Raw genomic sequence first — 20,099 nt, forward strand, 5'->3', positions numbered from 1 at the left:
CATGGGCGTGAAAAACAAAAACATTGAAGATTTTTATCCTCTCTCGCCCATGCAGCAAGGTATTCTCTACCATAGTCTTGCAGCCCCCAAATCTGACAAGTATTTTGAACAATTTAGCTGGACTCTCCAAGGAAAACTTAACATTACAGCGTTCCATCGCGCATGGCAGCATGTTGTAGAGCGCCATTCAATTCTGCGAAGCTGCTTTGTTTGGGAAGGCTTAAAAGAACCAGTACAAATTGTGCATCGACAGGTAACTCTACCCTGGGAAGAGTATAATTGGCAACAGTTATCACCGGATGAACAACAACAAAAATTAGAGGTTTTTTTACAGAGCGATCGCTCTGGTGGTTTTGAACTTACGCAACCACCATTGATGCGCTTAACACTGGTTCAACTTTCAGATACATCCTATAACTTTACTTGGAGTCATCATCATCTGTTACTAGATGGGTGGTCTGTTGCTCTAATTTTTAAGGAAGTTCTTGCTTGTTACAAAGCTTTCAAAAATGGTGAAGACTTATACCTAGAACCTATTCGCCCCTATCGCGATTACATTGTCTGGCTACAACAACAAAACCTATCTGTGGCTGAGACTTTTTGGCGAGAGACGCTTAAAGGTTTTACGACTCCAACATCGCTGTGGGCAGATCAAAGAGCGGGAAAATCACTGACTTCAGAAGATGACTATGCCGAACAAAAAATTCAACTTTCAGCAGTCACAACCATAGCATTGCAATCTGTAGCACAGCAGCATCAACTAACGCTAAATACTTTGATACAAGGAGCTTGGGCTTTGCTGTTAAGCTGCTACAGTGGTCAAGCAGATGTAGTTTTCGGGGCAGTAGCTTCTGGCCGTCCCCCAACTTTAGCTAAAGCTGAGTCTATGGTAGGACTGTTTATTAATACACTACCAGTTAGAGTAAAAGTCTCGCCTGAAGAATTTCTTCTACCTTGGCTGCAAAAAATTCAGACTCAATTACTTGAAGCGCGTCAATACGAATATAGTCCCTTAGTAAAAGTCCAAGGATGGAGTGAAGTTCCTAAAGGTTTCGCTCTGTTCGAGAGTATAGTAGTTTTTGAGAACTATCCTGTAGATGCTTCCGTAAAAGAGAGGGATATAAATTTTGAGATAGAGGATTTTCATAGCTTTGAAAGGACTAACTATCCCATAACCCTAAGTGTGATTCCAGGTAAAGAGTTATTATTTAAGATTACTTACGATGATAGCGATCGCTCCGATACCATTGCCCGAATGCTAGGACATTTGCAGACTTTGCTAGAGGGTATGGTTACTAATCCACAGCAGCGCCTTTGTGAATTCTCGCTGTTAACGTCAACTGAACTACATCAGTTGCTTGTGGAGTGGAATGATACTCAGGTTGAATATCCTCAACAGCAATGTGTTCATGAATTGTTTGAAGCGCAAGTAGAAAAAACACCCGATGCAGTAGCAGTAGTATTTGAAGACCAACAGTTGACCTACCGCGAACTCAACACCAAAGCAAATCAATTAGGGCATTATTTGCGATCGCTAGGAGTAAAACCAGAAGTATTGGTGGGGATTTGTGTAGAGCGATCGCTCTCTATGGTCATCGGGCTATTGGCAATCCTGAAAGCTGGTGGTGCATACATCCCATTAGACCCTAGTTATCCCCAAGAGCGATTGGCGTTTATACTCAAAGATGCCCAAGTGCCAGTACTCCTAACTCAAGCCTCCCTTGTGGAAGCAATGCCACAACACGAAGCTAAAGTTGTTTGTTTAGATACAAATTGGCAGACGAATACTGACGAAAGGTTACGCCAACGAGACGGAGACGCTGCGCGAACGCCGAACGCTGACAACGTAGTTTATGTCATCTATACTTCTGGTTCAACAGGTAAACCAAAAGGCGTACAAATTCCCCACAGCGCTTTGAGCAACTTTTTGTACTCCATGAGGCAAAGACCAGGGTTAACCCAAGAAGATACCTTACTAGCAGTCACAACATATTCCTTTGATATTGCGGCGTTAGAAATTTTTCTGCCAATCGTAGTTGGTGGTCGTTTGGTAATCGCTAGTCGGGAAGTATCCTTAGACGGAACACAGTTGTCAGCAAAACTGCAAGAGTCAAAAGCTACAGTCATGCAAGCCACACCAGCTACTTGGCAAATGCTTTTAACAGAAGGCTGGAGTGGCAATGATCAATTAAAAATTCTTTGTGGTGGAGAAGCTTTACCCGAATACCTAGCCAATCAATTATTGCATCGGTGTGCTTCTTTGTGGAATATGTATGGCCCCACAGAAACCACCATCTGGTCGGCAGCATCTCAGGTAGAAAGAGACAGCAAGGTTGTAGCAATTAGCCACCCGATTACGAATACGCAATTTTACATCCTCGACCAATACAGTCAGTTAGTCCCTGTAGGTGTAGCAGGCGAATTGCACATCGGTGGAGATGGACTTGCACGAGGCTATTTCAACCGTCCCAACCTCACAGCAGAAAAATTTATCCCCAATCCCTTTAGCAAAAAAGCTGCGCGTCTTTATAAAACTGGGGATTTAGCCCGCTATTTACCCAATGGAGAAATAGAGTACATTGGTCGCATTGACCACCAAGTAAAAGTCCGTGGTTTCCGCATTGAACTTTTAGAAATTGAAGCAGTAATTAACCAATACCCAGAGGTGCGAGAAAGTGTGGTTATAGCTAGAGAAGACTCCTCTGAAGGGAAGTCCTTGGTAGCTTATTTAGTGCAGAACCCAGAACATCAGGGAGCGGGTAAGGAAACGGCGAAATTGCAAACTGAGCAAATTTCACAGCGGCAAATATTACCGGGGCTACGCAACTTTTTAGAGTCGAAGTTGCCAAGCTACATGGTGCCAAGTGCTTTTGTGATGTTAGAAGCGCTACCACTCACACCCAATGGCAAAGTTGATCGGAAAGCGCTACCAGCACCTGATATTAGTAGATCCTATCTAGAAAAAGTTTTTGTCGCACCTCAGAATCCATTTGAAGAAGTGGTAGCTGGCATTTGGGTTCAAGTTCTGAATCGGGAACAAATAGGTATTTATGACAATTTCTTTGAGTTAGGCGGGCATTCATTGTTGGCGACACAAGTAATTTCTCGCATAAATAAAGCTTTCGAGATAAATCTATTGCTCCATCGCTTATTTGAGTCCCCGACAGTGGCTGAATTAGCCAAAACTATCCAGGAGGTGATCAAAGCAGAATTGGGCCAACAGCCTCCCACTATTGGGCGCGTCTCTAGAGTCAAAAATCTACCTCTTTCCTTCGCTCAAGCTAGACTATGGTTGCTGGAGCAATTACAACCAGGCAGCGCTATTTACAACATACCAATTGCCGTGCGCTTCGTTGGTTTCTTGAATGTGACTGCACTGGAGCAAGCTTTTGCTGAAATCGTATATCGTCATGAAGCCTTACGTACTACCTTCCATCTGGTAGATGGACAACCCTTTCAGGCGATCGCTTCCAGCCTAAAAGTTAGACTACCAGTAGTGGATTTGCGGGAATTGCCAGAAGCACAGAGAGAAGCTCTTGTTCAACAACTAATCATAGAAGAATCGCAACGCTGCTTTGACTTAGTTCAAGGCCCATTACTAAGATGCACTCTCCTGCATATTCACGAGCAAGAGTATATAGTATTGTTCACCATCCACCATATTGTTTCAGATGGCTGGTCAATGGGCGTGTTTGTTCAGGAATTAGTAGCGCTGTATGAAGCCTTCTCTGCTGGAAAACCCTCCCCGCTTCCAGAATTGACTATTCAGTATGCAGACTTTGCAGCGTGGCAACGACAGTGGTTGCAGGGTGAGGTTTTAGAAACCCAACTCGCCTATTGGAAGAAGCAATTAGCTAATCTCCCTGTAATGAAATTGCCGACAACTCGTCCCCGTGCCGAAGTGAAAACTAATCTAGGTGACACTTCATCTTTTTTAATTCCCGCCAAAGAGTTCAAAGCACTGCAAGCACTCTCGCGTCAAGAGGGTGTCACTTTGTTCATGACTCTGCTGGCAGGTTTTCAAGTGTTGCTACAACGCTATACAAATCAGGATGACATCGTTGTAGGTACTGATGTCGCTAACCGTAACCAACCTGAGACTGAGTCATTAATTGGATTTTTTGTCAACCTACTTGTTTTACGCACTGATCTTGCTGGAAACCCCAGTTTTCGAGAGTTACTTAAACGAGTGCGCCAGGTAGCATTGGGAGCATACACTCATCAAGATTTGCCCTTCGATCAATTGGTGAAGGCATTGCAACCAGAGCGGAATTTGAGCAACACACCCTCACTATTTCAGGTGTTATTTGTCCTTCAGAATGCTCCGATGCCACCATTAGAATTGCCAGGACTGACATTAAGTTTATTGGAGGTTAAAAACGAAATAGCAAAGTTTGATTTAGCACTATTTCTGACAGAAACAGATCAAGGTATCGTCGGAAACTGGCAATACAATGCTGACCTTTTTGAAACCAGCATTATCACTCGCATGACAGATCACTTCAAGAGGTTACTCAATAGTATTATCTCCGAACCTGATGCCCGAATCAACAGTCTAGAAATGCTGACTGAAGCTGAAAACAAGCAACAAACTATGCAAAAAAAAGAGCGGAAAGCTTTCAATCGAGAAAAATTTATTAGTATTGCTCCCAAGGCTGTCACCCTATCACCAGAAAAATTAATTAAGACATCCTATCTGCAAACTGGGCAAACATTTCCTCTAGTAATTCAGCCTGATACTGACGAGATTGATTTGGGAGATTGGGCTAAAACAAACCGGAGGTTTATAGAGACAGAATTGTTAAAACACGGAGCTATTCTATTTAGAAATTTCCATGTAAATTCCGTTTCGGTATTTGAAAGCGTTGCTCAAGGGATTTGTCCAGAATTATTTAGTGAATATGGCGATTTACCCCGTGCTGTAGAAGGGAGCAAAGTTTATGGCTCTACTCCTTATCCAGCCGATAAAGCTATCCTCTTCCATAATGAAAGCTCTCACTTACATTGCTGGCCTTTAAAAATTTGGTTCTTCTGTGTACAACCAGCACAACAAGGTGGAGAAACGCCAATTATTGACTGTCGCAAAGCTTATCAAATACTCAATCCCCAGTTGCGAGAAAAATTAGCTGAAAAACAATTAATGTACGTCCGCAACTACACCGATGATTTAGATGTAAGCTGGCAAGACTTTTTTCATACTAATGATAAATCTGTAGTAGAAAATTACTGTCGGCAGGCTAGAGTTACTTGTGAATGGTATGATAATAATAGTTTAATAACTCGTCAAATTCGTCCGGCGATCGCAGTACATCCAAAGACAAGTGACAGAGTATTTTTCAATCAAATCCAGTTACATCACATCGCCTATTTAGATGTAGGAGTTCGAGAATCTTTGTTGTCTTTATTTGGAGAACAAAGGCTACCACGTAATGTTTATTATGGTGATGGAACTTCTATAGAAGACTCAGTTATTGCAGAAATTAATGAAGTTTATCATCAGGCAGAAACTAGCTTTCCTTGGCAGCAAGGAGATATTTTGATGCTAGATAATATGCTGGCTGCACACGGACGCTATCCTTATGTAGGGCAACGCAAGATTGTAGTGGCGATGGGGGAAATGATTTGTAGTTGAAAATGTTGAACATATTATAAATAAAGTCTATGTATACTAAAACTGTCAGCGGATTTCAGCTTTCTCCTTTACAAAAGCGTCTTTGGTTATTACAGCAATATAATTCAACTTATTGTACTCAATGTGCTATTTTTCTTGAAGGCAATCTTAAACCAGAGGTTTTAAAAGCCGCTTTCCAACAAGTCATCAATCGACATGGAATTCTTCGGACAAGCTTTCGTCGCTTGTCAGGTATCAAAGTTCCAGTCATGGTTATAGCAGAGAGTAGTGTTCTGGTATGGCACGAAATCAATCTGAGTGATTGTGAACCACAGGAACAAGAAGCTAAATTTGAAGCTACTTTTAAACAACAGAGACACCAAAATTTCGACTTTGAGCAAGATCCCCTCTTGTCTGCATCTCTACTAACGCTGTCACTAGATAAATATATTTTAATAATCAGTTTACCTTCCCTTTGTGCTGATACCTGGACACTCAAAAACTTAGTAGCTGAAATCAGCTATTCATACTCTGCTTGCTTAGAAAGTGAAATAGTATCAGAAGAAGTTGTACAATACCTCCAATTCTCAGAATGGCAAAATCAATTGCTCGAAGATGAGAATGCGGAAATAGCTCATAAATATTGGCAAGAGCAAAAGTTGCCTTCCCAAACTATATTAAGACTGCCTTTTGAAAGCCACCCTGCAAAACAAACAGAATTCCAGCTTGACTGTTTTCGATTGACGATCGCACCTGATGTCACAGCAAAGGTTGCAACACTAGCTAGAAAGCATAATACTTCAACGGCTGTAGTTCTACTAGCCTGTTGGCAAACCCTAATTTGGCGACTCACTGGAGAGTCAGAAATGATCATTGGTATGGCTGGCGATCGCAGGGAGTATGAAGAACTCCATGAAGTACTAGGACTGATTGCCACCTGGATTCCCATTAAAAGTCAACTCACACCAGACTTATGCTTCCAAGAACTCTTAAAACTTAACGAAAACACCCTAAATAATAATACAGAATGGCAAGATTATTACACTCCTGAATCTGTAGGGAATGACAACGATTTGGTATTTCCCATTGGTTTTGAGTTTGAGCAACTACCCGAAAAACATTTTGCTAATGGTGTGTCATTTTCGCTGGAAAAATACTATAGCTGTATTGAGCCATTTAAAGTTAAACTCACTTGTACTCAGCATGGTGAAACTTTAAATGCAGAATTTTACTATGATGTCAATTATTTCTCACCTGATAGTATTCAACGTTTAGCTGGACATTTTCAAACTTTATTAAATCATGCTACGAACAATCCAGATAAAAAAATTAGTCAATTAGATATAATCAGTAAAAGCGATCGCCAACAATTACTAGTTGAGTTTAATCAAACGCAGATTGATTATCCAAAAGACAAATGTATACACCAGCTTTTTGAAGAACAAGTAGAAAAAACACCTAACAATATTGCTGTTGTATTTGAAGATCAGCAACTAACATACACAGAGCTTAACCGCAAAGCTAATCAACTAGCTCGTTACTTACAAACATTGGGAGTCAAGCCGGAAGTTATAGTTGGGCTGTGTGTAGAGCGATCGCTCGAAATGATTATCGGACTTTTGGGCATCCTCAAGGCTGGTGGAGCATACTTACCACTAGACCCAACATTACCAAAGGAAAGTCTTGATTTCCGGTTGCAGGATGCTCAAGCGTCATTGGTGATTAATTTAGACACTGATTGGAACATCATTGCTCAGTACGACGATGATAATCCCAACAGTGAGGTAACTACTGAGAATTTAGTCTATGTAGTGTTTACCTCTGGTTCCACTGGCAGACCAAAGGGAGTAGCCATTGAACACCAGCAACTAGTTAATTACCTCAATAGCATCACAGAAAGATTAAATCTACCCACAGCAGCTAACTTCGCTAGTGTTTCTACCTTAGCCGCAGACTTGGGTAACACCGTTATCTTTCCTTCTCTTTGTACAGGTGGCACTCTGCATATCATATCCTCCCAGCGAGTTGCTGACTCAGCAGCCTTAGCTGAATACAACCGCCAACATTCCATCGACTGCCTGAAAATTGTCCCCTCCCACCTTGCCAGTCTCCTAGCATCCGCTCCATCCCAGTCCATTCTGCCTCGCCAAAGACTGATCCTGGGAGGTGAAGTTGCAACTTGGGATTTAATCGAGCAGATTCAGCAGCAAGCACCAGATTGCTTAATCTTCAATCACTACGGCCCAACAGAAGCTACCGTAGGTGTTACTACCTTTGCCGTTCAGAATAACCAAGCTAGTCATAATTCAAAAACAGTTCCACTAGGTCGTCCACTGGGGAATATACAGATTTATCTGTTAGATCAGCAGCTGCAACCCGTACCCATTGGTGTGCCAGGTGAATTGTATATCGGTGGAGCCTCTTTAGTTCGGGGTTATTTAAATCGGCCCGAACTAACCGCAGAGAGATTTATAACCAACACCTTTGGAAATTCAAAATGCGATCGCCTTTACAAAACTGGTGACTTAGCACGTTACCTACCTGATGGCAACATTGAATTTATCGGACGGCTAGATAATCAGGTAAAAATCCGGGGCTTCCGGATTGAACTCTCCGAGATTGAGACGGTGCTGTGTCAGCATCCAGAAGTACAACAAGCTGTAGTTTTGCTGCGAGAAGACAAGCGGTTGATTGCCTATATTGTTCCTAAGCAAAAACAGACACCCAGTGTTAGTAATATGCACAGGTTTCTGAGAGAAAAACTGCCGGAATATATGATGCCCTCGGCTTTCGTGATCCTCAAGGCGCTGCCACTAATGCCAAATGGCAAGGTGAACCGCAGTGCGTTACCAGAGCCAGATGGTTATCGCCCAGAATTAGAAGCAACTTATCAGCCACCTCAAACAGAGATAGAAGAAGCGATCGCTATTATCTGGCAAGAGGCGCTGAATGTGCAAAAAGTTGGTATTAATGATAACTTTTTTGAACTCGGTGGACATTCATTACTCATTGTGCAAATTCATAGCAAACTGAGACAACTTTTTAATCAAGATTTATCCATAACTGATTTATTTGAACATCCTACTATCAGTTCTTTAGTAAAGTTCTTGAGTCCAGAAAAAAGCGAAGAATCTTCTTTAGAAGAAAGCCATAACAGAGCGAAAAGTCGGATGAATGAAAGACAACTAAGAACACAGTTTCGGCAAAAACTTTAAATTAAAAAATCTGGAGTGAAAAATGAAAAACAATTTAGAGGCTTCAGAAATTTTTAATGAGATAGCCATTGTAAGTATAAATGGGCGTTTCCCAAAAGCCAAAAACCTTGATGAGTTTTGGCATAATTTACAGAATGGGGTGGAATCAATTTCAGTTTTTTCAGATACAGAACTGGAGTCTGCGGGTGTAGACAAAAGTACCCTAAATAACCCTAACTATGTTAAAGCAAACGCTGAACTGGAAGATGTAGAATTATTTGATGCTTCATTCTTTAATTATTCTCCCAGAGCGGCAGAACTCATCGATCCGCAGCAACGCATTTTCTTAGAAGTTGCTTGGGAGGCCCTTGAAAGTGCTGGCTACAATTCTGAAACCTATGAAGGTAGAATTAGTGTTTATGGTGGAGCCAGCGTTAGCAGTTACTTTTTATTCAATATTTTTTCTAACCCTGAATTAATAAAACTTGTTGGTTTTGACGAAATTAGACATAGTAATCGTCCAGATAACTTAGCTACACGAGTCGCCTATAAATTAAATCTAAATGGTTCAGCAATCACTGTCCAAACCGGTTGTTCTACTTCATTAGTCGCTGTACATTTAGCCTGTCAAAGTTTGCTAGATCGTGAATGCGATCTGGCCTTGGCGGGTGGAGTTTGCATATCTGGAGCAGAAAAAGCTGGCTATTTTTATCAAGAAGGGGGAATTTTGTCTCCCGATGGACATTGCCGTGCCTTTGACGCCAAGGCAAAGGGAACTGTCATCGGTAAAGGTGTAGGGATTGTAGTCTTAAAGCGATTAGAAGATGCGATCGCTGATGGAGATTGTATTCACGCTATTATCAAGGCTTCAGCGATTAATAATGATGGCTCTAAAAAAGTTGGCTACACAGCTCCCAGTGTCGATGGTCAAGCTCAGGTAATTGCCGAGGCTCTTGCCGTAGCGAGGGTGAAATCCGACATGATTAGTTATGTAGAAGCTCATGGAACCGGAACTGCTCTCGGAGATCCGATTGAAATTGCAGCGCTAACCAAATCTTTTCGTGCTACCACTGACAAAAAAGGTTTCTGCGCTATTGGTTCGGTAAAGACAAACATTGGACACTTAGATACTGCGGCTGGGATTGCGGGTTTAATCAAGACAGTTCTGGCGCTCAAACACCAGCAAATACCACCTAGTTTGCACTTTCAGCAGCCCAATCCCCAGATAGATTTCACCAACAGCCCATTCTATGTTAATAACAAGCTTTCAGAATGGAAATCGAACGGACAACCTCGACGCGCTGGGGTTAGTTCTTTCGGAATTGGTGGCACTAATGCTCATGTAATTCTGGAAGAAGCCCCAATTCTGGAACCATCTAGTCCTGGACGCTCACAGAATTTATTGGTAATTTCAGCCAAAACTAGCTTTGCACTAGAAACTGCCACAACAAACTTAGTTAACCACTTAAAGCAGCATCCTCAACTCAACTTGGCAGATGTCGCTTACACCCTTGGAGTGGGTCGTCAAGCCTTTGAACATCGCCGAATCGTGGTTTGCCAAGACATTGACGATGCAGTGAAAGTTTTAGAAATCCAAGAGCCACAAAGGGTCTTCAGCCACTTCACCGAACCTAGTGGGCGACAAGTTATATTTATGTTTCCTGGTCAAGGGGCCCAGTATGTGGAGATGGGTGAAGAACTCTACCAAAATGAGCCAATTTTCCGAAAACAGGTTGATTATTGTGCAGAATTACTCAAATTCTCCATCGGAATAGACCTACGCAATATTCTATATCCCAGCAAAGAGCAAGCAACAGCAGCAGTGCAGCAGCTGACGCAGACTTATATTACCCAACCAGCCCTATTTGTCATTGAGTATGCCCTAGCTCAGTTGTGGATGTCATGGGGATTGCATCCTGAAGCCATGATTGGTCATAGCATTGGCGAGTATGTAGCAGCTTGTCTTGCTGGCGTATTCTCTCTAGAAGATGCATTGGCACTGGTAGCAGCGCGAGGAAAACTAATGCAGCAGATGCCCTCTGGGGATATGTTAGTAGTGCCTCAATCTGAGGAAGAAGTGCAATCTTGGCTAGGCGAAGAACTTGCCCTAGCTGCAATTAACGGGCCATCTTTGTGCGTAGTTTCGGGATCAAAATTGGCAATTGATCAGTTGCACAATAAATTAACTAAGCAAGGGATTAATTGTCGCCGTCTGCATACTTCTGGTGCTTTTCATTCCCAGATGATGAACCCAATCATCGAGCCGTTCATGGCACTGGTAGAAAAAATCAACCTCAAAGTTCCCCAAATTCCTTTTATTTCCAACGTCACTGGTACATGGATTACAAACGAGGAAGCAACTGATCCCAGCTATTGGGCAAAGCATCTACGGCAGACTGTGCGCTTTGCTGAGGGAATTACTGAGTTGCTGCAACAGCCAAAGCGAATCCTGCTGGAAGTTGGACCAGGACGGACATTAAGTACTTTAGTTAGACAGCATTCAGAACAACCTGCTCAACCGATTGTGTTTTCTTCCTTGCGCCATCCCCAAGAACAACAGTCGGATATTGCCTTTTTGCTCAACATACTGGGTAAACTCTGGCTTGCTGGGTTAAAAATAGATTGGTCTAGCTTTTACGCGACTGAACGTCGTCACCGCATCCCCTTACCGACGTACCCATTTGAGCGACAAAGATACTGGGTTGAACCACAATCATCAAATGCCCTTGTGACTGCGCCCCAAAAAGCGTTACACAAAAAGCCAAATATTGCTGAGTGGTTCTACATCCCAGTTTGGAAACAGTGCAGATTACTTGAGTCTGTTGAAAATACAGAACTGTCAAAACAGAAATTGTGTTGGTTAGTCTTTGTAGATAAATGTGAAGTGGGTTCACTCCTTGTAAAACGTCTCCAACAGCAAGGGCAAGACGTGATTACTGTAAGCTTAGGAGAGCAGTTTACCAAACTGTGCGAGTGTCCTACAGACAGGCTTCGCCAACGCGCTTATTCCATCAACCCTCAACAGAAAGATGACTATGAAGCCTTGTTCCAAGTTCTTCGTAGCCAAGATTTGATGCCACAAATGATTGCTCATTTATGGGGAATTACGCCAAGCAATCAGACATCTTCAGGAATTGATTCATTGGCAACAAGTCAGACTGTTGGCTTTTACAGCTTACTTTTTCTGAGTCAAGCACTTGGACAACAAAGTATTACAGATGCCCTGCAAATCCTAGTTGTGACTAACAACATACACGATGTGACTGGTGAGGAAAACCCATGCCCCGAAAAGGCAACGGTACTAGGGCCATGCAAAGTAATCCCCCAAGAATATCCGAATATTACTTGCCGCAACATTGATATTGTGATTCCTGAATCTGTAATATCGCAACAGGAGAAATTGATCGATCAACTAATAGCAGAATTTACAACCAAGCCAACTGACTCAGTAGTTGCTTATCGTAAGCATCATCGCTGGATTCAAACATTTGAACCAGTCTCCTTAGAAGAGGCTGGCCCAGAGAAAGCCCGATTACAGCAAGGGGGAGTCTACCTAATTACAGGTGGCTTGGGAGGTATTGGTTTGACACTAGCAGAATATCTGGCCAAGACAGTGCAAGCTAAACTAGTGTTGATATCACGTTCTGGTCTTCCGAAAGCAGATGAGTGGGAAAAATGGCTAATAACTCATGATGAGCAAGACCCTGTAAGCAAGAAAATCAGAGCAGTGCAGGTGTTAGAAGGGTTAGGTGCTGAGGTTTTAGTAGAGAAGGCAGATGTCGCTAACCTTGAACAAATGCAGTTAGCGATCGCATCAGTAACTAAGCGCTTTGGTAAAATTCATGGTGTCATCCATGCCGCCGGAATTGCTGGGGGAGGCATTATGCAACTAAAAACGCCCCAAGTAGCGGCAAGTGTTTTAGCTCCCAAAGTCCAAGGAACATTAGTCCTTGACAGCATCTTCAAGGACGTTGAATTAGATTTCCTGATCCTTTGTTCTGCCTTAAGTTCAGGCTCAATTCTGGGTAGATTTGGGCAGGTAGACTATTGTGCTGCTAATGCTTTTCTTGATGCCTTTGCTCACTGCAATACCTCCAGGCGTACTACGTTCACCCAATCTATTAACTGGGGTGCTTGGCAAGAGGTCGGAATGGCAGTGAATACAGGAGCGGTGAACGAAGAATTAAAGAAAGAACGTGAAGAATACCTTAAAGAAGGAATAGCACCTCAAGAGGGTGTTGATGCATTTAGCCGCATTCTCCAAAGTAGACTACCTCAAGTTGTTGTATCAACACGAGATATCCAGCCTCAAATTCAGCAGAGTAATTCTTTCAAGTTTATAGAAGAGGAATTGGCATCAGCAAGTCTACCTCAAGTACTCCATTCTCGCCCCAAGTTGGGGAATGATTATATCCCTGCTCGGAACAAGGTAGAGCAAATAATCACTAACATCTGGCAACAAATCCTTGGTATTCAACAAGTAGGTATTCATGACAACTTTTTTGAGTTGGGAGGAAATTCTCTAATTAGTGTTCAAATTATTTCTAAGTTAAAAGAAGAATTAAATATTGAGATTCCTATCGTCAGTATTTACGAAAGACCAACTATAAATTCTCTTGCCGAAATTCTCAGTTCTGATGCCAACGAAATCAATCATTTTGAGCAAAATAAGTCTCGTGGAGAAAAACGCAGACAGAAAAAATTACAGCAACAGCGTCATTAGAATAATTCGTAATTCGTAATTAAAAAAATCAGTTAGGATTAATTAAATGATTGACAACTTAGACATCGCAATCATTGGCATGGTTGGCAGGTTCCCCGGAGCTAAAAATATTGATGAGTATTGGCAAAATCTGCGAAATGGGATAGAGTCAATTACTTTTTTTAATGATGAAGAATTGCAAAAATTGGGGATAGAAGCTACGGTGCTGAGTGACCCTGACTATATCAAAGCAAAACCCATCATCGAAGATATAGAATTGTTTGATGCTTCATTTTTTGGCTTTAATCCAAGAGAAGCAGAAGTCATAGATCCACAACATCGCTTATTTTTAGAGTCCGCTTGGGAAGCTCTAGAAAATGCTGGTTACGCCAATGCTGAAGGTTCCATTGGAGTTTATGGTGGCTCAAGTATAAGCGCATACTTATTTAATCTTTATTCAAATCCTGACGTTGTTGAATCAGCGGGTCAACTGCTGATAATTGGCAATGATAAAGATCATTTGTCCACACGCGTATCCTATAAACTTAATTTGAAGGGGCCAAGTTGCACGATTCAAACTGCTTGCTCAACTTCATTAGTGGCTATACATATTGCTTGCCAAAACTTGCTGAATAGCGAATGTGATATGGCTTTAGCTGGTGGCGTTTCTATAAATTTGCCACACAAAAGTGGTTATAAATATCAAGAAAATGATATTCTTTCGCCTGATGGTCACTGCCGCGCCTTTGATGCCAAAGCTGAGGGAACTGTTTTCGGTAGCGGTGTAGGAGTTGTAGTCTTGAAAAGATTAGAGGATGCGATCGCAGATGGTGATTGTATTCATGCCATCATCAAAGGCTCTGCGATCAATAATGACGGGTCTTTAAAAGTTAGTTATGCAGCACCCAGCGTCGATGGTCAGGCAGAAGTAATTGTAGAGGCGATCGCTAACGCGGGAGTCGATCCCGATACTGTCACCTATATAGAAACCCACGGAACAGGGACATCTTTAGGAGATCCGATTGAAATTCAAGCTCTGACTAAAGCTTTTCGTGCCAGCACCCAAAATAAAAATTTTTGTGCGATCGGTTCGGTAAAAACCAATGTTGGACATCTCGATCGGGCCGCTGGTGTTGCAAGTATCATCAAGACCATCCTTGCACTTAAACACAAGGAAATACCACCTAGCTTGCACTTTGAAGAACCCAATCCAGAAATAGATTTTGCCAACAGTCCTTTTTATGTCAACACCACACTCTCTGAGTGGAAAACTAATGGCATTCCTCACCGGGCAGGAGTTAGTTCTTTTGGGATTGGTGGGACTAATGCTCATGTGATTCTGGAAGAAGCCCCTGCCGTTAAACCATCTGATCCTGCTCGTCCTTGGCAGTTGTTACAGCTTTCTGCCAAAACTAGTACAGCTCTGGAAACTGCTACAGCTAATCTACTTGCTCACCTGCAACAGCATCCAAATTTAAACCTGGCTGATGTCGCTTACACTCTAAGTGTGGGTCGTCGGGTTTTCAAGCATCGCCGGATGGTGGTTTGTCAAGACATGGAAGATGCATTAAAAGTGCTGACCACTCAAGATCCACAACGAGTCTTCACCCACTACGAAGAACCCCGTAATCGTTCTGTAGTGTTTATGTTTTCCGGGCAGGGGACACAGTACGTAGAGATGGGCAGGGAACTCTACCAGAGTGAACCCATCTTTAAACAGCAAATTGATTGCTGTAGTGAACTGCTGAAACCACACCTCAATATTGACCTGCGCCATATACTTTATCCCAGTGAAGTGCAGAAACAACAGGCAGCAGAGCAGCTAAAACAGACTTTTATTGCCCAACCAGCACTATTTGTCATTGAATACGCCCTCGCTCAATTGTGGATGGCGTCGGGTGTGCGTCCTGAAGCGATGATTGGTCACAGCATTGGAGAATATGTGGCTGCAACTTTAGCTGGAGTTTTCTCACTCAAAGATGCTTTAGAACTAGTGGCGAACAGAGGAAAACTGATGCAGCAACTCCCCAGTGGAGGAATGCTCTCAATTCAACTTCCGCAACAAGAAGTGCAACCTTTGCTCTGGCAGGAATTATCTTTAGCTGCAATCAATGCACCTTCCTACTGTGTGGTTTCGGGCCCAACAGCAGCGGTGGAACAATTGCAACAGCAATTACAAGCAAAAGGCGTAGGATGTCGGCGGCTGCATACTTCCCATGCTTTTCATTCCCAGATGATGGAACCCATCGTTGAGCCTTTCATCCAGTCGTTACAAAAAGTCAAACTCAATTCCCCCCAAATTCCATTTATCTCTAATGTGACTGGGACTTGGATCACAACAGCCGAAGCAACAGACCCCAACTATTGGGCAAGGCATCTGAGGGAACCTGTGCGTTTTAGTGAAGGGATTGCTGAGTTAACTAAAGCACATGAGCGCGTCTTACTGGAAGTAGGCCCTGGACGGACGTTGACCACTTTTGCCAAACAACATTGGATAGAAGAATTGACAGCGCTCACTTCACTTCCCCATCCACAAGAGCAACAGTCGGATGCAGCATTTTTCCTTAACACCTTGGGTCGCCTGTGGCTTGTGGGGGTACAAGTGGATTGGTCAGGTTTTTACGCCCATCAACGACGCCATCGTATTCCTTTACCAACCTATCCTTTTGAGCGTCAGCGCTACTGGATTGAGGCAAACCCAAAAGCTGCCCTAGCAACGGCGCCGCAAGAAACGCTAGAGATAAAGCCAGATATTGCTGATTGGTTCTATGTTCCTCGTTGGAAAGAATCCATGCCCCTTGAGCTTTTTCAGCAAGAAGAAGTAGTAAAACAAAAGTCATGCTGGTTGGTTTTTGTTGATGCCTATGGAGTTGGAGCCGAAATCGCAAACCGACTGGAACAATATGGTCATGATGTAATTATTGTCAAGATAGCAGAGCAATTTGCCCAACTCAATGACCGGGAATATACTATTAATCCCCAGCAACCGGGTGATTATAATGCCTTATTGGAAGCGCTCCAAGTTCAAGATTTGACCCCCCAAGCATTCGCCCATTTCTGGAGCGTTACACCCAACGCTACTTTGCCCAGCAACAAGTCACCGGATGAGTTTTTTGAAGATTGCCAGAATCTCGGTTTTTACAGTCTAATGTTCTTGGCAAAGGCACTTGCAGAACGGAATATGACTGAGCCTATCAAGTTGATGGTCGTTACCAGCGATGTACACGACGTAACTGGCGATGAGAGGTTATGTCCTGAGAAAATCACGGTGTTAGGATCATGCAAAGTGATTCCACAGGAATATCCCAATATCGCCTGCTATAGCTTTGATGTCGTCCTTCCAGAATTTGGAACCACCGGATCACAAAAACTGATAGACAACTTACTAGCAGAATTTACAGCCCAGCCAACAGACTTAATAGTTGCTTACCGGGGACATCATCGCTGGGTACAGACCTTTGAAGCCGTTCGCTTAGAAGAGAGGATCACTGGCAAAACCAGGTTGAGGAAAGAAGGCGTTTACCTAATCACTGGTGGACTTGGTAAGGTTGGTTTAGCACTGGCAGAATTTTTAGCCCAGACAGTACAAGCAAAATTGATTTTGCTGGGGCGAAAGGGTCTTCCTGAGAAAAACCAGTGGTGTCAATGGTTGACGAATCATGACGAACAAGATCATGTCAGCCAGCAGATCCGCAGAGTGCAAGCACTTGAGGCTTTAGGTGCTGAGGTTTTGGTAATCAGCGCCGATGTGGTAAATGAACAACAAATGCAGAATGCGATCGCGATCGCTACTGAGCGCTTTGGTAAAATTCATGGTGTCATCCATGCTGCGGGCAATCTCAAAGCTGTACTTCATTCTATTCAACAGACTTCTAAAGCTGAAGTTCAAAAGCAATTTGAACCCAAAGTATATGGAGTATTTTTATTAGATAAACTCTTCCAAGGAAAAGAGCTTGATTTTTGTCTATTAACCTCTTCTTTAGCATCTGTGTTAGGAGGTTTAGGATTTATTTCCTATACCGCAGCAAACTTGTTTATGGATGCCTTTGTTCATAAGCATAACCAGATTACTAATTCTTGCCCCTGGTTTAGTGTAAACTGGGATGATTGGGGCATTAGGGAAGAACAACAAGATACAGATATTGAACAAATTTTGCCTAAATTTTTCATGACGCCAAAGAAAGGTGTAGAAACTTTTAGACGTGTGTTATCAATGTCTAAAGTCTCTCAGGTTGTTGTCTCAACTGGAGACTTGCAAGCTAGAATTGACCAATGGATTAAGCTGGAATCTTTACGAGATACAGAATTCTCGAACCAGGCAAACTTATTCTCAAGCTATCAAAGACCAAACTTACATACAGTATATGTCGCTCCTAGAAATGAAGTGGAGCAAACCGTTGTAAATATCTGGCAAGAAGTACTTCATATTCAGGATTTAGGTATCCATGACAACTTTTTTGAACTTGGTGGTCATTCCTTACTTTTGATTCAGGTTCATAGCAAGATGCAAAAGATATTTCAGCGAGATTTATCCTATGTTGAAATGTTTCAATATCCCACGATTAGCCAGATGTCTAAGTATTTAAGCCAAGAGCAAAGTGAGCAACTTGCTTTTTCACAACATTCTCACCGAACTGAAAGCAGGACGGTTGCAGTAAAGCGCCAAAAACAAGCCAGACAAAATCATCGGGCAGCGGCAAATAAAAAAGGATTACCATCTCAATAGCTCAAAAAGATTATTCTTTGACTATTAGAAGTTAATTTCATAGATAAAAAATATTTATGAAAAAATCAGAGAGTGAAAGTATTAGATTGTTCGAGGATAAAACATGACATTGAGTAAACAAGAAATGTCTAATCAAAATAACTTGCTGCTGACAGAACCAACATTGCATTATGGGATAGATAAAAAAGTAATGCAACTCTTTGAAGCATCAAGTAAATCATCCTCAATAGAGGGAAAGATGGATATGCAGGTTGCTACTTTAGTAGATGATTTCTTAGGCGAGATCAATGCTAATACTGATATTAAGCTTGATTGTTTAGTGGAAAAATTCAGTAATAGTAAAGCCCCTGTTGATCCTTCAACTTTTGAAAGCTATTTCAATTACTTAGCTAACAATGTTGTCGCCCATTCAATACATACATCTTCCCCACGATTTATCGGTCACATGACCTCGGCGCTCCCTAGTTTTGTGGGGCCTCTAGCGAAACTGATGACGGCGATGAATCAAAACGCTGTTAAGATAGAAACCGCTAAAGCCCTAAGCTTCTATGAACGTGAAGCTTTGGCAATGATGCATCGACTGATTTACAACTTTTCTGATAATTTCTATACACAGTATATTCAAAATAGTCAAAGTACATTAGGAATCTTAGTTTCGGGAGGAACAGTAGCAAATATCACAGCCCTCTGGTGTGCCCGTAACGCTTCCTTGGGAGCAAAATATGGCTTTTCTGGTGTAGAAAAAGAAGGTTTAGCCGCAGCCTTAGATTTCTATGGCTACAAAGGAGCGGTGATTATTGGCTCAGATTTAATGCATTACTCTTTTGATAAAGCTGCGGACTTTTTAGGTATTGGTACGCATAGTTTAATTAGAGTATCTACTGACTGTAACAATCGAGTTAATATAAAGGAACTGCGCCAAACTGTTGCCGATTGTCGTGCAAAGAAACTACATATTATTGCGATCGTAGGCATTGCTGGGACAACAGACTCCGGTGGGGTTGATTCCCTTAAGGACATCGCAGAGATTGCACAAGATGCTAATGTTCACTTTCATGTAGATGCTGCATGGGGCGGGCCACTCATTTTTTCTGAACAACATCGCCATAAACTTGCTGGTATTGAACAGGCTGATTCAGTAACTATTGATGGACATAAACAACTTTATCTACCAATGGGAATTGGTATGGTTTTTCTACGCGATCCGCATTTAGCGAAAGCGATCGAAAAACAGGCTAGCTACACCATGCGGGAAGGATCATTCGATTTAGGTAAACGTGCCCTAGAAGGTTCTCGACCTGGTATGGCTTTATTTTTACATGCTGGACTAAATCTAATCGGACTTAAGGGATATGAATTTTTGATTGATGAAGGAATTCGGAAAACTCAATATATGGCAGATCGTATCCGTGCTATGCCAGAGTTTGAGTTACTAGCAGAACCGGATATAAATCTTCTAATCTATCGCTACATTCCGGAGTCATTGAGAGGGCTTAGTAGCAGAAATCAGTTGAGTGAAACTGACAATCAACTAATCGATCAATTGAATGAGCGTCTTCAGAAAAACCAGCGGCAAGCTGGTCGTACTTTTATCTCACGGACGACGAAAAAAACTACTTGCTTTGGCACAGAAATTTCTATTTTGGCCCTGCGTGCGGTGATTGCTAATCCCTTAACTACTGAAGATGATATCGACGCCGTTTTAAACGATCAGATTCACATTGCTAGGGAATGGGGAATGGGGAATAGGGAATAGGGAAGAAAGATATACTGAGTTTTATTTAAAAATCGAACAGGAGTCATATTCTATTGATTAGAAAAATACTTAGTTTAGAGAGCAGACCTAAATAAAACATGATCGGTTTT

The 20,099-nt window shown here is 42.2% G+C and carries 5 protein-coding genes; all 5 read left to right on the forward strand.

The window, feature by feature from the left end; genetic code table 11:
• Position 1: 1 nt before the first annotated feature.
• Positions 2 to 5,632, forward strand: a complete 5,631-nt coding sequence (locus HUN01_RS32195) for a non-ribosomal peptide synthetase (protein WP_181929573.1) — start codon at positions 2 to 4, stop codon at positions 5,630 to 5,632.
• A gap of 29 nt (positions 5,633 to 5,661) precedes the next feature.
• The gene (locus tag HUN01_RS32200) at positions 5,662 to 8,826 is read left to right on the forward strand and encodes a non-ribosomal peptide synthetase (protein WP_181929574.1); all 3,165 of its coding nucleotides are present in this window, start codon (positions 5,662 to 5,664) and stop codon (positions 8,824 to 8,826) included.
• 22 nt (positions 8,827 to 8,848) lie between these two features.
• Complete coding sequence (locus HUN01_RS32205; protein ID WP_181929575.1) at positions 8,849 to 13,528, forward strand: type I polyketide synthase; 4,680 nt, start codon at positions 8,849 to 8,851, stop codon at positions 13,526 to 13,528.
• 46 nt (positions 13,529 to 13,574) lie between these two features.
• Positions 13,575 to 18,233 (forward strand): type I polyketide synthase, encoded by a 4,659-nt coding sequence (locus tag HUN01_RS32210; protein WP_181929576.1) that lies wholly within the window; start codon positions 13,575 to 13,577, stop codon positions 18,231 to 18,233.
• 103 nt (positions 18,234 to 18,336) lie between these two features.
• Complete coding sequence (panP, locus tag HUN01_RS32215) at positions 18,337 to 19,989, forward strand: pyridoxal-dependent aspartate 1-decarboxylase PanP (protein ID WP_181929577.1); 1,653 nt, start codon at positions 18,337 to 18,339, stop codon at positions 19,987 to 19,989.
• The last annotated feature ends 110 nt before the right edge of the window (positions 19,990 to 20,099 follow it).

The sequence above is a fragment of the Nostoc edaphicum CCNP1411 genome, assembly GCF_014023275.1.
In the GTDB taxonomy this organism is placed as follows: domain Bacteria; phylum Cyanobacteriota; class Cyanobacteriia; order Cyanobacteriales; family Nostocaceae; genus Nostoc; species Nostoc edaphicum_A.